The organism is Mesorhizobium sp. M7A.F.Ca.US.006.04.2.1, from assembly GCF_004022915.1.
Lineage (GTDB): Bacteria > Pseudomonadota > Alphaproteobacteria > Rhizobiales > Rhizobiaceae > Mesorhizobium > Mesorhizobium ciceri.
Genome location: NZ_RZQA01000034.1, coordinates 1 through 15,888, shown reverse-complemented (window position 1 = coordinate 15,888; position 15,888 = coordinate 1). Strand labels below are relative to the sequence as shown.

The window sequence follows — 15,888 nt, the reverse complement described above, 5'->3', positions numbered from 1 at the left end:
CACCCTTGATCCGCTCCTGTTTTATCGAGAGGTCCTGTTCCCGGCCAAGGCAACGATCGACCTCGCCTACTATCCGCGGCGCACGATTGCATCGGACCTCGTCTGGATAATGCGAGGCTTCAGGGCGGTTTTCGGCGTGTCCCTGCCTCCCGCGGCGAGTGGGTAGAGTTGGAAGGTGAGGAGAGTTTGGCATGAATGGATTGTTGTTCGTTCGCCAGTTTGACAGCTCACACGATCAAAGGAGTGCACAGTCGTGAGCTATCGCGGCAGGAAGGTCCTGGTCACGGGTGCGGATGGATTTATCGGATCCCACCTCACGGAAGCGCTGGTGCACGAAGGCGCCGATGTCACGGCACTGGCCCTATACAACTCGTTCGACAGCCATGGCTGGCTGGACGATTTACCCGACCACGTTCGAAGCCAGTTGCAATGCATTCGTGGGGATGTTCGTGACAGCGCGTTCATCAACCGGATCGTGCGCGGCCAGGCGGCGGTGTTTCATCTGGCTGCGCTGATTGCGATTCCCTACTCCTACGCGGCTGCCCAATCCTATGTGGAAACCAATGTGCTGGGCACCGTGAATGTCCTCGAAGCGGCACGCCACTGGGAAACCGAACGCATTGTGCATACGTCCACGAGCGAGGTTTATGGCACCGCTCTGACCATGCCGATCGACGAATCCCACCCACTGCAGGGACAGTCCCCCTACTCTGCGTCCAAGATCGGCGCAGACATGATGGCGGCGTCCTATGCCAGGTCCTTCGATGTGCCGGTGGTCATCCTGCGACCGTTCAATACATACGGGCCGCGCCAGAGCGAGCGGGCCATCGTGCCGACCATCATAAGGCAGGCTCTGGACGAGAACTGTCCGGCGATCATGGTCGGCGACACCAGCCCTATCCGCGACCTTACCTTTGTGGAGGACACTGCGGCGGCATTTGTGGCGGCAGGGGCGGCCGAGCTTGAATTTGGCCATGCCTACAATGCAGGCAGCCAGCGCGCCGTCAGTGTCTCGGACGTTTTGGAGTTGGTGCTCGAGTTGAGTGGCACCAGGAAACCAGTTCGTCGAGATGAAAGCCGGATGCGGCCGCAAAACTCCGAGGTTCGCGCGTTGCTCGCCGATTCCTCGAACCTTGAAAGTAAAGTCGGATGGCGGGCACATACGAGCTTGCGTGATGGTCTGGAAAAGACCATCGAGTGGTGGCGCTCGCGCCTCAGCGAAGGCCGCGTCCGACGCGAAATGAGCTACATGACATGACCTTTCCGCGGCTCATACCAGCTTTGCTGTTGATGGCCGCGCTGCTGGCGCTGCACACAGCCGTAAACCGGCCGAGCGGTGCGGCAGGCACGGAGCCGGCAATGGATCTGCCCGCTTATCTGAAACCTGCAACTGATCCGGCGACAGGGATCCGCTTTACTCGGATCACTCAGCCCGGAGCGCTTGGCAGCGGAATTGTCTGCGGCAAAATATACTGCAGTCATCGCTACTCGAGCGCGCAAGCCTGGAATGCGGATCAGAGCCTCCTCGTCCTCATGAACGGCTGCAACGGCATGTGTTTCCTCGACGGGAAAACCTACCTCCCTTTGTTTCATCGCAACAAGTCGGGTGAGTGCGAATGGCGCCCTCGAAACGCGGAGATGATGATCTGTGTCGATGGTCAAAAGATTTCGATCTGGGCGCCCCGCACCAATCGTGAGGACATAGTGTATTCCGCAACGAAATATCGGGATCTCGAATTCGGCCCGTCCAAGGGAAATCCTAGTCGTGACGGCAACCGCATTGCCGTACGCGCGACCCGCAATGATGGAGCTGCTGTCGTTTTCGCATACGACATCGACCGGCGTCTGAAATACCCGGACATCGATCTCGCCCAGGTTGCCGGAACGACCAGTTCCTGCACCATTTCTCCGCTCGGAGAGAACATCCTGTGTTTCCAAAATCTGGTCGACGGCACCGAACAGCGAGCCATTTTCGCAGTCGACGGCACCCTGCGCCAAACGTGGAAGGATCATCATCGGCCCGGCCATGGCGATTTGACTCTCGATGCGGATGGCAGCGAAATTTACGTCGGAACCAGCAAATCCGCTCCGGACAAATATCAGGTGATCAAGCGTCGGCTGTCCGATGGAAAGGTCACGTCGCTCACGAAGTACGGTGAGGCCGAGCATACGTCGCTGCGTGCTTTGGACAGGCCCGAATGGGCATTTATAAGTTACGGGGGCAATCCCGATGAGGTTCGGAGCCACCCGGACTGGGCGCCATACACGCGTGAAGTGATCGCGCTGCGTGTCGACGGTCGTCAGGAGGTCCGACGCATCGTGCAGACGCGAAACGCTCCGTTCGACTATTGGAGCGAGACACATGCCTCACCGTCCCCTGATGGGTCGCAAGTGATCTGGTCGAGCAATTGGGGGGTGCCTGGTGGACCGGTCTACGAATTCGTCGCCCATCTCGATTGGCCGCAGCAGCCGGGCCTGAATTAAAGGGAGATTGCCATCGATGGCCTTCGTTAGCCGAATTTTCTTTGCAGCCCTTGCCGGCTGCCTGGCCCTGGATATCGCAGCCGCGGCTGAAGCGCCGGTGGCCTATAAGCTGTCGCCCGGCGATACGGTGGAGATAGGAATAGCCTCCATAGCGGAGCGAACGCAACGCGCGATCGTGCAAATGGATGGCTCGATCGCGCTGCCCGAGTTCGGGATGATCCCGGTTGGCGGGCTGACGCCGGCAGAATTGCAGACGCGCATGGAGGCGGTGCTGCCAACCAAGATAGTCCATCAGCGCCTGCCTGATGGACGGGAGCAAATGATCGTCATCAAGCCGAGCGACGTCACGGCCGTGATCGCGGAGTACCGTCCGATCTATGTGACTGGCGATGTGCTGACACCAGGGCAGCAGACTTACCGGCCACTCATGACTGTCCGACAGGCAATTGCCGTCGCCGGCGGTTTTAGTCTCCTGCGGTCTCGGGCAAGCCAAAGCGGACCTGATCCCGTTGATCTGCGACGCGACTACGAGTCGATCTGGGGGGACTACATCAGAGACTACTTTCATGGCGCGCGCATCCGCGCCGAACTTCAGAACCAGGCAGAATTTGACATGCAACCGCCGCAAGGCTCGCCCCTGTCGAATGCATTGATATCGGCGGTCGCGCAGGCGGAAGCGGAGGGCCTCAAGATTTCGCTGAACAATTTTCAGCAGGAGCAAAGCTATCTCGACAAGACCGCCAAGGATGCCGAGGCTCAGGTCGAAGTTCTGCTCAAGCGCGAGCAGACGGAAGCGGCCGCGGTGAAACAGGATGAGGACGATCTTGCGCGGGTCACCAAATCGTTCGAATCGGGCAACCTGACCAACAGCAGGCTCGCCGACGTCAGACGTGCCGTGCTGATGTCGTCGAGCCGGGCGCTCGAGACCTCGGTCGAACTGATGAGAACGCGGCGCCAGCAGGAAGACTCCGTCAGGCAGCAGGAACGCAATGAAAATCAAAGAAGGATCGGCCTTCTGAACGAATTGAGGGACACCGACCTTCGCCTCGCCGAGACCACTGCAAGGCTCCACGCAGCCAGCCAGAAGCTTCAGCCATCAGGGGCGTCCGCGCTTCCACTGCCCGTCGCCGGCGAAACCTTTCAGGCGCGGATCACAATAACCGGCGGGGCCGGCGACGCGTCAAGAGGTCGACCGGTCGACCAGGACACCGAGGTTGCGCCTGGAGACACCATCGAGGTGAGGTTCAGCAGCGAACTGCAGAGCGCGGCGATCCAGTAGTTGCGCGGACGTGAACCGAGCCGGGAACGACGTTGCTGATGGCTCGCCCATGGCATGAAGACCGGGCGCCTGAGAAATCAACATGGGGAAATCAAGAAAGCGGGTTTGCCGTGATTGGTGAAATAGATGTCGCCAGCGCCTACAGCACCGGCCGCACCGACTTCATGGGGCTGAAGTTGGTTGTCGCGCCCGGCGTGCTCGTCCCTCGCCCGGAGACGGAACTGCTCGGCAGCACCGCCCTCAATGTCCTTCGTGAACTTAACAGGCCGGTACCGCGTGTCGTGGACATGTGCTGCGGGGCGGGCAATCTCGCCTGCGCCATTGGATACAAGGTCCCCACCGCGCGCGTCTGGGCGAGCGATCTTACCGACAGCTGCGTCGAAACCACCTGCCGGAACGTTGCCCATCTTGGCCTGGCCGGACGTATTTCGGTGCTACAGGGCGACCTCTTCAATTCCTTCTCGGGTCTGGAGCTCGAAGGTACGATCGACCTGGTCGTCTGCAACCCGCCTTACATCTCGGAGAAGCGGCTCGAAAACGACCGCGCGCATCTGATGGAACTTGAACCCCGTGAGGCGTTCGCTGCCGGGCCTTACGGCCTGAGCATTCATATGCGGGTGATCAAGGAGGCGCAGCACTATCTGCGGCAAGGTGGCATGCTACTTTTCGAGGTCGGGCTTGGCCAAGACCGGCAGGTCATGAGTTTGGTTGAGCGTTCCAAAGCCTATGAGAGCATTCGCACGGTTGCGAACAAAGCCGGTGAAGCCAGGGTGGTTTGTGCACGGGCCAAAGCGTCAGCGTGAGCCGCGCCATGGGTTTGCGCGCCCGGTTGGGACGACGCCCTCAAGCCGTAGCCCGGCGATCAGTTTTCCTTGCTGACCACGTAACGTGCAATTCCCTGGATGGAATCGAAATTCTCCGGCAGAAGTTCACTGTCCTCGACAGTGATGCCGAATGTCTCCTCGACGAATCCGATAACTTCAAGCACTCCAGTCGAGTCTATGATGCCCTGGTCGAGCAACGACGTTTCAACTTCCAGCGCACGCGGGTCGGCTACGTAGAAGTTTGACGCCAGAAAGGCGCGGATTTGATCGCTGTAGGTGTCAATTCTGTTGTTCGTGCTCAGCATTGAATTGGCCTCCGATCCAAATAATTCCGTAAATTGCTTTATGACAGCGCCATTTTCTTGAGCTTGCCCGTGTCCGTCATCGGCAGACTGGACACAATTTGGATGGACTTCGGAATCATGAAGTTTTCCAATCGCTTTTGACATTCCATCCGCAGCTGCTTTTCGCCCATGATCGTTCCTTGCTCCATGACGACAAACGCTTTCACTGCTTGCCCCAGCAGGTCGTCAGGTACTCCGACAACCGCGGCTTCCCGTACTCCCGGGATTTCCATCAGCACGTTTTCGACTTCCCTAGGCGCCACCTTTTCTCCCCGCGATTTTATGATCTCATCGCTGCGGCCGACAAAATAGAGGTAGCCTTCCTCGTCCATTCGGCAGTAGTCGCCGGTGTACAGAACCTGCTCGCCGGGCAAAGGACCTGGCTTGAGCTTCTTCGCGGTAGCCTCCGGCTTACCCCAGTAGCCCTTCATGACCGTTGCCCCGCGGATGACCAACTGACCGACGACATTGGGACCAACCCTTCGGTCATCCTCATCGACAATCCACATTTCGGTGTTCGGGATGGCGATCCCCACGCTCAACGGTTTTCGGGCAAGATCGTCCGGCGGAAGATAGGTGCAGCGTTTGCATTCGGTCAGGCCGTACATCGAATAGATGCGGGCGGCGGCAAACAGTTCCTGGAGCAGGCGAATGTGCTTAAGCGGCAGGGCTGCCGCCGTGTTCGTGACATACCTTATGCTTGCAAAATCATTTGCCTTCAGCGTCCTGAGATCCGACAGTGCGGCAAAGATGGTCGGCACGCCGGGAAAGCCTGTAACTCTCTCCCTTTCGATGATCGCAAGTATCTGTGCGGGGAAGGCAAACGAGCGCTCGAGGACCAACCGCGCCCCGGTACGGAATGCCATTATCATCTGATAGAGGCCGTAGTCGAAGGCCAGGGGCAAGACATTGAGGATCACGTCGTCTTCGCCAAGCTCAAGGTACGAGGCGATAGACGTGCAGGCTGTCATCATGTTCCTGTGTGTCAGCATCACGCCTTTGGGTTCGCCGGTCGAGCCCGACGTGTAGATGATGGCTGCGAGATCGATATCGATGCGGCGGCGGGCCGGCGCTTTGCCGTGGCTGGCAGCCGCCTCATCCCAGCGCACGGCATGCGGCAATCCCCGGAGCTCGGCGTCGTCCACCTGACCGGAGACGATGAGCCGCCGCAGCGACGGACAGTTACGCGCCGGCTCAGCAAAGACCGGCTGCAAATGTTTGTCGGTGATCAATGCTGCCGGAAGGCAATCGTTGAGCAAATACCCCAGCTTGTCGCTCTTGGTGAGCGGATTGACGACGCACACAACGGCGCTCGCCTTGAGAACCGCCCAGAAGCTGACCACGGTCTCGACGGTGTTGTCGGCGAAGATCATAACGCGGTCACCGGGGGCGACCCCGGACGTGACGAGATGACGGGCGACCGCGCTGGAGCGTGTCTCAAGCTCGTCATAGGTGAGCCGGTGCTCGCCGCACACCAGCGCTACCTTGCCGCCGAGCCGCTCGGCCGAATGACTGAGGTAATCGTCCAGCAGAGGTACGGCGCCATGCATCATACCAGCACCTCTTCCCTGTGCAGGTGATCGACATCTATCCTGAGGTCGACCGCATGCGCGCTCGATGGGCGGCTTGCGACAAACTGCTGATGGAGGAGCTGCGTCGACAGCACGCCGACCATCGCCATGTTGTCCGAGTTGGACAGATCCCCATCGCCGGTCTTGGCAGCGCATTTGTCCAGCAGGCGCGCGACCGAGTTCGGATCAAAGACATTCGCCGCGCGCAGGGCAGTCTCGGAGAGTGCTTCGCGGACATAGGCGGGTGCGCCATCGCCCGTGAAGCAAAGTGCGTTGGGCGCCCGGTAGGGTTGCTTCTTGCGGGCCACGACTTCCGCGGGCACGATCGATTTCGCCACACGCTTCAGCACGTGTTTCTCATCCAGAATGCGCAGCTTGTAGTCGGGCGGAAGCGAATTCGCCAAGGCCACGAGCCTGTCGTCCAGGAACGGGAAGCGCCCCTCGACAGAATGGGCCATCAGCATCCTGTCACCCTGCGAGGAGAGCAGGTAGCCCGACATCAGCGTCCTGATCTCAAGATACTGGTCCTGCGCGAGAGGACGCCATCGTGGAAACTCTTCGGGCAGGCGGCCAAGCAGGTCTGCCACCACGTCGTGACGCGCCGCTTCGGCATGCATGTCGGCCGAGAACAGCCGTTTTATCGCGCTGGTGGTGCGCCAGCGGGTGTCATGCGCGAAGCCGGGCGTGCCAAATGCATGGATATCGTGTCCAAAGAACTGGCGCGCCATCGCCTGCTGCTTGACCGGCGACCGGCTCAGATAGGGGTAGAGGCGTTCCAGCAGTCGCGCGCGTCGGGCGGATGCGGGCTGCCGCCCCCAGAAACGGCGGACCTTGCCTTCACGGAACAGGTCGTAGCCGGCAAACATCTCGTCGGCGCCCTCGCCGGTCAGGACGACCTTGATGCCATGTTCGCGCACCAGCCTCGAGAGAAGGAACAACGGCGCCGGCGCGGTCCTGAGAATCGGACGCTCGGCGTGACGGATCACATCTGGGAAAACCTCGGCAATATCACCGCGCGAAACCATCACCTCGTGGTGCTCGCCGCCGCTCGCACTTGCAACCAGCCGCTGGTAACGGGTTTCATCATATTCGGCGTCAGCAAAACGCAACGAGAAGGTCTGGAATGGCGCGCCGGCGAAGCGCCTCCCGAGCATGGCGACAAGTGAGCTGTCGAGCCCGCCGGAAAGGTAGCAGCCAACCGGCACATCCGCCTTGACCATTCTAAGCGCCGTCGCGGCCTGCAAGGCGCTACGCACTTCGTCCACCGCATCGTCCAGTGAGCCGGTGAAGGTGCCGTGGGCCTGGTCCGCGATCTCGGGATAACAAGGTTTCCAGAAAGCGTGCTCACGAACGCTGCCATTGTCGTAGATGCGTACATGGCCGGGGGTAAGTTCCTTCACTCCCTGAAATACGCCTTGCGGCGGTACGACCGTCCACAGCGTGAAAGTCTGGTCTATCCCCGCCGGATCGAAGGCCCGCGGTATCGCCGGGTCGGCTGCGAAAATGGCCTTCACTTCGCTGGCGAAGTGAAGGCGGCCAGCATGTTCGCACAAATGCAGCGGGCAGATGCCGAACCGGTCGCGCGACAGGACGAGACGGCCTGTCAGCGAATCCCAGATGGCGAGTGCCCACTGCCCGTTTAGCCTCTCGAATGCGGCCACGCCCCAGGCGCGGTAGGCGTGCACGATGACCTCGGTATCGCTGCGGGTGCGGAAACGATGCCCCAGCGCCATGAGTTGTTCACGCAGCTCGACGTAGTTGAAGATCTCGCCGTTGAACACGATCCAGGTGGTATCGCCGGTGTCCGCGAGGGGCTGCTGTCCGGTCGAGAGATCGATGACCGACAGACGGGTATGCGCCAGCCCCGCCCGCCTGTCGCGGTAAACGCCGCTCTCATCCGGGCCTCGATGGGAGAGCGCGGCTGCCATTCGTAGAAGCGCGGCTCGTGAAGGAGGCTCCGCAGCCGCGTTCAGCGCCACAATTCCGGCGATGCCGCACATGGGTCAATCCCTGTCCATCGCAGCGGACAGCTGCGGCCGTGCGTGAAGGTAGCGGGCGGCGCGGCGTTTGCTGACGATATCCTTATAGACCTTCTCGACCTGCTCGGCCGTCAGGCCGGCGGCGGCGGCAACCACGCCGGCCGAAATTCCGTGATTCATGCCGTAGAGGCACAAATCCATCAGCTGATAGGGCAAGGCGAAGTAGAACTCCTCCTGGGTTTGCGCCATGGAAAACGTGTCCGTGGTCGGCGGCCTCATTCGGACCTCCTCGTCAATCCCGAGATATTCCGCCAGCTGATAAACCTGGGTCTTGTAGAGATGGACGATCGGCATCACGTCGGCGACGCCGTCGCCCTGCTTGACGAAGAAGCCTTGGTCATATTCGAGCCGGTTTGGCGTGCCTGCCACTGCATAGTTGAGGCGGTCCGCATGATAGTATTCAGTCATCTTGCGAACCCGCTGCTTGTAGTTGGTTGCAGCGACGATCTGCAGGTAAGCCGCCGGCGAAAGACGCACGGTGTCGATCTTTCCGTCCGGATCCTCGACGGTGAGGCGCGTGATATTAAGGCCGCTGCTCTCCAGCACCGATGCCATGACCAGCTTGCATTTCCAGCCTTCGCCATATCCAGGGACGGCAGTTCGGATGGCCTCCATCTGTCGGGCGTAGGCGCCGATGCCCTCGAGCGCCGGCTGGATATCCTCAAGGATTGTGTCGATGCCAAGCTGCCCGGCGACGCTGCGGCCAAGCCTCAACGAGTCGCCGGATGAATCGCGCTCCGGCATGAACAGGCCCAGTACCTTGTCCCTGCCGAACGCGCGTGCGCAGACCGTTGCGACGACCGAACTGTCGATGCCTCCGGAGAGCCCGACAACCACTCCGCGGCGCCGTTGTGTGCCGAGAACCTGTTCGCGCAAGGTCTCGACGATGCGATCGATCTCCAGCCGGGCATCGAGCGCCAGCACATCGCTGTTGAATTCCCCGATCAGGTCGATGACACTGCCTCCCGTTTCTGTGACTCGATTGAAGAGTAGGTCTCAGTCACAGCGTTTTCGATGAGCGGGCGATTGATGGTCAGATGGGGCTCCACGACCATGTCGATGTGAGTGCCGGCGATCGGAATGACGTCCAGATGGACGAATGCCCGATCCCACCCAAGTGCAAGCGGCATTCCGGGCCGCGCGCAACGGAACAAGGTGCCGGTGATCGGCAGTATCGGCCTGGGTTCTGTGAGCCACTGGAAGAAGGCGCGCGCGCGCAGAACTTCCTGCAGTTCCAGTTTGGTTCTGAAGCTCGTCGGGTTGAACTGACCCTCGGCATAGCGATCGAGGAAGCTGGCAAGCCGGGATTCGCAGTGCATTTTGACCGCGACCTTGGCAAGCGCGCGGCATGCCACTCGACTAGCCGATATACGATTGGTTCGGATCCGGTGAAATGTCCGGGTAATCGTCTCCCAACGCCTGCTGCGTTCGCCAACCAGGCTGGTATCCAGAATGCCCGTGAACGCTACCGCTCGCCCTTGATCAAGCAGACGCGCGGCAACCTCAAAAGCAACCGCTCCTCCGAGCGAGTGACCAAGCAGGCGAACACAGCCGGTCGGCTGCACGCGGTTGATATGATCGATTGCAGCTTCGACCATTGCGGCGACGGTGTTCTGACCTTGCAGGATCATGCCCAGGGCCGGATATCTGATGGGAGACACCCTGGCGACCTTGCTTATTGCCGATGCGAACGAAGCAAGGCTCGGACCATAGCCGACCGAGCCGGGGAAAAGGAAAAGCAGCGGAGGCTCGTGTTTCCAAGCGGGCGCGTGCTCGCCGCCTCCTTGAGCAGAAATGACCGCTGCAACCATCTCATCGAAGCTCATTCCAACCGTGAAGGCTTCCAATCCGAGCTCCTGCCCGATCGCGCTTTCGATTTCCATGACGCAGTGCAGCAGCTTCAGCGAATCTCCCCCCGCTTCGTCCCAACAGCCCAGGGCGACCCGCGTCTTGAGGACCTTGGTCCAGGCACGCCGTACGATCTGATGAGCAGGAACTTCATGTCCCGCATGGGGTATTTGCGGTGGGGGCGTGGTTTCCCGAACCGAAAGGTCAATTGCAGCCAGCGTTGTCATATCGATCTTTCCGCTGGGCAGTCGCGGTATCTCGGCGCTTGCATGGAGTCGCAACGGGCAAAGCGCCGGCGGCAATTTTGTCCTGGCAAGTTGGCGCAGCTCGTCGCAAAAACTGGCTCCCGCTCCGCTGTGCGGTACGGCGAATGCAACCAGTTCATTCGCCGGGGTGACGATAACCACGGCATCCTTCACCGACGGCGCGCCACGCAGAACCCGTTCGAGTTCGGCCGGCTCAACGCGCCGCCCATTGACCTTTATCTGGCGCCCTTTGCGGCCTATGATCCGCAGCAGGCCGTCACTCCCGATTTGCACAAGATCGCCCGTCGTAAAGATGCGAAGCGTCTGGTCGTCGGGGTCTACTTCAAACGGAACAACGGCCCCGTTTTCCCAATGTCCAAGCGCGACATACGGGCTTCTGATCAACAGTTCTCCGATCTTGCCAGGCTGAACCGGGTAACCCTCTTCATCGACCACTGCGAAGCTGATTCCCGGAAGCAGCCAGCCGACGGGAGCCGAAGAATCGAATTCCGGCCAATCGTGCGGCAAGAACCACTGCGATCCCGTCGTTTCCGTCGATGAATAGCCGATCTGCACCAGGCAATTTGGCGGGACAGCCTTGCGCACGAGGCGGATGTCGGCCGAAGATACCTTCTCGCCTCCAATTCGGGCAACTCTGAGCGAACCAAAGGCGTCCGCGGGTTCATCCGCCAAGAGAGCGCGAAGCAATGCAGGCACCAGATAAGTGATCGTCACGCCTTCGGATTGCATGCGGCCGCGAACCGCGCGCAGGCCGACGGCTTCAACCTCCACAAGCTGCAACGTGGCACCCGTGAGAAGAGCGGCAAGAATTTCCCGACAGCCGGCGATGGTTGCCGGGCCGGTCAGAGGCAGGAATACATCCTGTGCATTGATGTGGCACGCATCGACATATTGCTGCACTCGGCACAGCAAGTTCCGCTGGCTGTTGACAATCCCCTTGGGGCGGCCCGTGCTGCCGGAGGTATAAAGCACGATTGCCGGTGCATCGACAGAAACCACACGGTGTGCGGCTGGATGGGGCGTTGCCTGCAATGATTGCGCCATATCGATCCAGGCAACGTGCTGGGGCAGATCAAGGCCGTGGAGGCCTTTGTCGCCAATTATGGCGGAGAGCCTCGCGTCGGCGACGATTTCGTTGATGCGCGAGTCCGGATCTCGCACGTTAAGCGGCACTGACGGCCGACCGGATGCCATGCTGGCCAGCATCGCAACGGTGTACCAGACCGAGTTGGCCTGAAGTATTCCAACCGCATTTCCGTCGGGAACGACGGCTTCAATCCAGCCGGCCAATGCCTCGACCGCCCGAAAAAGCTCGGAATAGGTCAGTCGATTGGTGCCGTCGCTGGCGGCTAATTTTTCGGAATAACGCCCGGCGATCTCCCTCAGGTGATCAAAGACAGGAACGTCGGCGAAGCCAGTTCCCATCCGTTGATGCAGACGTAGAACAGGCCCGCCATGGTCAAGAGCATGATCGGGAGCTTTTAACCATCGGCAAGGGACCACCGCTTGGTAGTCAGCCTGCACCGTTTGAATCGCCCTCGAAGATTCTAAATGCGCCAGAGACATAAGGGCCCCACGCTAGGATTGTTGCCGCTTATCGCTCCGCGGCATGATCTTTTCATCAATCATTCGGATGATGCGTGAGACGGTCTTAATCGCTTGAATTATTCGAAGATGAAGAGGCCAGCCTGCGCCCGCCCGGGCTGCGGGACTACCTTACCTTACAGAGGTGTCGGGCTGCGCGCTGCTATCCGCTTTGCCAGTGCTTGAAACGAAGCAGTATGCGAACACTTCCCCTCCAAGCTCATCCGTTACACGAACCCAATTTTTTTCCCAAGTCCGCAGGGTAACCTGGCGTCCCGTTGACATAGTCGCCGCCGTGAACGGGCTGGACGCATTGACGTTACTCGCCGCGACCACGTCATCCCCCTCCATTTGTTCCACCAGGTATGTTTGCATCACTGCTCCTGACTGTGGGGCAAGGCCGGTTCAATCGCGTGTAGCTGGACAACTCCAACCGCAGGGAACGGATTTCGTTCCATGCTACAGGCAACTCTACCGCCGGAAGTCAGCCTTCAGATCGCCTGCCCTCCTGGCAGGACCGTGGCCTAGCCGCTGAACGACTGGTCAGGACTGAGCTATGCTTTGGGGGAGATGGACCTCGCCCTGCGAATCCGCATACTTCTGGAAAAGTGCAATCTTGTCGGGATACGTAATCCGGATTTCGCTGTGACAGCCCTCGCAGCGATATTTGGACGCAACCTGGAACCAGCGCCCGGGTTTCAGCAAAGCCAATCCGCAGCGCGGACATTTGAACGTCATTTCAAGAGGGCATAGATTCTGACACAGCGGCATTTCGCAAAGTCCATAAGGGATACCTAATGTCAGGCAACGACAGCCGGCCGAAATCGTTCCTGGACGCCGTTCTTTTCGTCAGGCCGATGACCAACCCCGGACGCCGGGAGATTATTGGATTGTCCGCGATGCCAGATTTACTGACGCGGGCCTGAACTCAAGCGCACCCCGATTTCCGGTGGCGTAGCGCCGTTGCAGGCGTTGACTGATGTCAGCAGCTTGCAATCCGAATGAGCAAGCCCGGAGCGAGGTGGCCTCGGGGGGACGACGGGGCCGCACGGTCGACGACACGGCCTATCCGGATGCTGAAACAACGCCGCGCGCCGACCCTGTCGAACAGCACCAGTGGAACAGGCAGGATGAAAAGCGGCGCAACAGGCGGCAATACTTAAGTGTCTCGCCTATATCGTAGCTCGGGAGCCGCGATCCCGACCGAGTTGATGGATATGGAAGCGCTGTTGAAGGGAACCGACGCATCCCTTGGCGAATGCGTCGGTTCCAGAAGTTTATGCGTGGCGGATTTCCGTTCCCAGCACCTTCAGACATTCGCGGATGAACGCAGCAAGCGCCGTCCAACCTTTGGCCGAAACCATTGTCCCGTCCACATAGGCCTCGGTCGGCGACAGGTCGATATAGGTGCCACCCGCCAGTGTCACCTCCGGCTCGCAGGCGCCGAGTGCCGCGACCTTTTTGCCGCGCACCACGCCGTCGACAGCGATCAGGATCTGCACGCCGTGGCAGATGGTGAAGATTGGCTTCTTGGCCTCGTGGAAATGGCGCACGATCGCCTGCACGCGCTTGTCGGTGCGGATGTATTCCGGGCCGCGGCCGCCCGCGCAGTAGACGGCATGATACTGATCGAGCTGCCTCTCGGCTTCCGAGAAAGTCTTGTTGATCAGCGCATAATGGCCGAGCTTTTCGGTGTAGGTCTGGTCGCCCTCGAAGTCGTGCAGCGAGGTCTTGATCAGATCTCCGGCGTTCTTGTCCGGGCATACCACGTGGATGGTGTGACCGACGGCTTCCATCGCTTGCTGATAGACAAAGATTTCGTATTCTTCGGTGAACTCACCGGTCAGCATCAGTATCTTTTTGCCTGGCATGGTTCTTCCTCTCAGTGTTTTGAGCTAGGCAAGGCGCAGACTGCGCCTGCCTTTCTGTGAAATCGGATAGGGTCAGAATGGCGAATCCGGAAAGTAATATTCCTTGGCGTTGGCCTGGGTGATCAACGGCGCGTCGAGCTTGACGGTGCCACGGACGGGTGCCTGGCCGATCAGGTTGGCGACTGTCATGTAGATCGCGGTCTTGATCATCGACGGCGGGTATGGCGTCTCGACCGGCGTCATGGCGTCGCCGTCGATCACTTTCTTGACGATGTCCTTCATGCCGTTGCCACCGAGCGCAAGCTTGATGTCGGTCCGCCCCGACTGCTTGACCGCCTCGAGCACGCCAAGCAGCATGTCGTCGTCATTGGCCCACACCGCATCGATATGCGGGTACTTGGCCAGATAGTCCTGCATCAGCTTGAAGGCTTCGTCGCTGTTCCAATGCGCGTACTGGATGTCGAGGACTTTCAGATCAGTGCCTTTGATCGTGTCCTGGAAGCCCTTGATGCGCTCGTCGTCGATGACGGTCGGAATGCCGCGCAACACAACGACGTCGCCCTTGCCGCCAAGCTTGTCGATCATGAACTTGGCGGTGTTGGTGCCAACCGCGATATTGTCGCCGGCGAGGTAGAGATCCTGGACGGAGGCGTCAGTCAGACCGCGATCGACGACGGTGATGAACGTGCCCATGTCCTTGATAGCCTTGACCGGCTGGGTCAGCTCTTCCGAGCTGTAAGGCAGGATCACCAGAGCATCCAGCTTGCGGCTGGCCGACAGGTCCTCAAGCGCGCTGACCTGCTCCGCCGCGGACGGCGACGTCTTCACGACCACTTCGACGTTCGGGAACGCGGCGTTGATTTCCTTGGCCGCCGCTTGTGCGTGGTAGACGATGCCCGCTGTCCAACCGTGGTCAGCGGCCGGTATCGACACCGCGATGACCTTCTTGTCTTGCGCCATGGCCTGGCCGGCCAGCAGCAGCGCGCCAAGTGTCGCTGCCGCAATCCATTTTCTACTGAACATTGTCTTCTCCCTTGGACCTACAAGAACGTTAATCCGCGTGGTCCGGACGCGGCGCTATTTCGAATTCGAAAACCGCTGGATGAGCATGGCGATGATGATGATGACGCCCTGAACAGCGGCAACGAGGTATTCGGAGACGAAGTCTGACAGCACCATGAGGTTGGCGATGAGTTCCAGGATGACGGCGCCGGCGACTGTCCCCCACACATGGCCCTTGCCGCCGCGCAATGCGGTGCCGCCAATCACCACGGCGGTGATGACCTGCAGTTCCCAAAGCTGTCCGGTCGTCGGCGTTGCGGCGCCCAGGCGCGGCACGTAGCAGATCGCGGCAATCGCCACACAGACACCCTGGACGATATAGGCCACGGTCCGTGTCCTGATCACCGAGATGCCGGAATAACGGGCGACATCCTCATTGGCGCCGACCGCCGCACATTTGCGCCCATATTTCATCTTGTAAAGGATGAAGGATGCGACCGCGGCGACTGCGATGGATATGAGGATTGGAACCGGGATCCCGCCGACCGTGCCGAAATAGACAGGCCGGTACGCCTCGCGCAACGACCTGTCGATCGGTATCGTGCCGCCATCGGTCAGATAGGTTATCAGCGCCCGGAAAATCCCCATCGTGCCCAGCGTGGCGATAAACGGTTCGATCCTGCCGACCGTGACGATGAGCCCGTTGGCAAGCCCGCACACCAGGCCGACCAGGATCGCAACCGCCATACCGGCGGGAATAGCCCAGATGCCGGGAT

Annotated in this window: 12 protein-coding genes; 4 read left to right on the top strand and 8 right to left on the bottom strand. The window is 60.2% G+C overall.

Annotated elements, in window-relative coordinates; all coding sequences use genetic code 11:
* The first annotated feature begins 253 nt into the window (after window positions 1–253).
* The 4 genes from EN925_RS03610 (at window position 254) to EN925_RS03595 (ending at window position 4,566) form a co-directional block, all read left to right on the top strand.
* Window positions 254–1,258, top strand: a complete 1,005-nt coding sequence (locus EN925_RS03610; RefSeq protein ID WP_064994999.1) for an SDR family NAD(P)-dependent oxidoreductase — start codon at window positions 254–256, stop codon at window positions 1,256–1,258.
* Entirely contained in the window at window positions 1,255–2,484 is a 1,230-nt protein-coding gene (locus tag EN925_RS03605) for a hypothetical protein (RefSeq protein ID WP_127367929.1), read from the top strand. Before EN925_RS03610 ends, EN925_RS03605 begins: the two co-directional genes overlap by 4 nt.
* A gap of 16 nt (window positions 2,485–2,500) precedes the next feature.
* Window positions 2,501–3,763 (top strand): polysaccharide biosynthesis/export family protein, encoded by a 1,263-nt coding sequence (locus EN925_RS03600; RefSeq protein WP_063167489.1) that lies wholly within the window; start codon window positions 2,501–2,503, stop codon window positions 3,761–3,763.
* Window positions 3,764–3,873: 110 nt separating this feature from the next.
* A complete protein-coding gene (locus EN925_RS03595; protein ID WP_164753432.1) occupies window positions 3,874–4,566 on the top strand; it encodes a class I SAM-dependent methyltransferase in 693 nt (230 codons plus the stop codon).
* Window positions 4,567–4,625: 59 nt separating this feature from the next.
* Here EN925_RS03595 and EN925_RS03590 read toward each other — a convergent pair whose 3' ends face one another.
* The 8 genes from EN925_RS03590 to EN925_RS03545 form a co-directional block, all read right to left on the bottom strand.
* Entirely contained in the window at window positions 4,626–4,892 is a 267-nt protein-coding gene (locus tag EN925_RS03590; RefSeq protein WP_013533122.1) for an acyl carrier protein, read from the bottom strand.
* 38 nt (window positions 4,893–4,930) lie between these two features.
* Entirely contained in the window at window positions 4,931–6,484 is a 1,554-nt protein-coding gene (locus EN925_RS03585) for an AMP-binding protein (protein WP_164753422.1), read from the bottom strand.
* Entirely contained in the window at window positions 6,481–8,502 is a 2,022-nt protein-coding gene (gene asnB / locus EN925_RS03580) for an asparagine synthase (glutamine-hydrolyzing) (RefSeq protein WP_127367928.1), read from the bottom strand. The genes EN925_RS03585 and asnB overlap by 4 nt, the downstream gene beginning before the upstream one ends.
* Window positions 8,503–8,505: 3 nt before the next feature.
* A complete protein-coding gene (gene nadE, locus EN925_RS03575) occupies window positions 8,506–9,489 on the bottom strand; it encodes an NAD(+) synthase (RefSeq protein WP_281040637.1) in 984 nt (327 codons plus the stop codon).
* A complete protein-coding gene (locus EN925_RS03570; RefSeq protein WP_127367927.1) occupies window positions 9,486–12,080 on the bottom strand; it encodes an AMP-binding protein in 2,595 nt (864 codons plus the stop codon). The genes nadE and EN925_RS03570 overlap by 4 nt, the downstream gene beginning before the upstream one ends.
* Before the next feature lie 1,436 nt (window positions 12,081–13,516).
* Window positions 13,517–14,110, bottom strand: coding sequence for a DJ-1/PfpI family protein (locus EN925_RS03555; RefSeq protein ID WP_013533129.1), 594 nt, complete (start codon window positions 14,108–14,110; stop codon window positions 13,517–13,519).
* Between the two features lie 72 nt (window positions 14,111–14,182).
* Entirely contained in the window at window positions 14,183–15,133 is a 951-nt protein-coding gene (locus tag EN925_RS03550) for a substrate-binding domain-containing protein (protein ID WP_013533130.1), read from the bottom strand.
* 54 nt (window positions 15,134–15,187) lie between these two features.
* The coding region (locus EN925_RS03545; protein WP_164894122.1) for an ABC transporter permease at window positions 15,188–15,888 on the bottom strand (701 nt) is incomplete at its 5' end.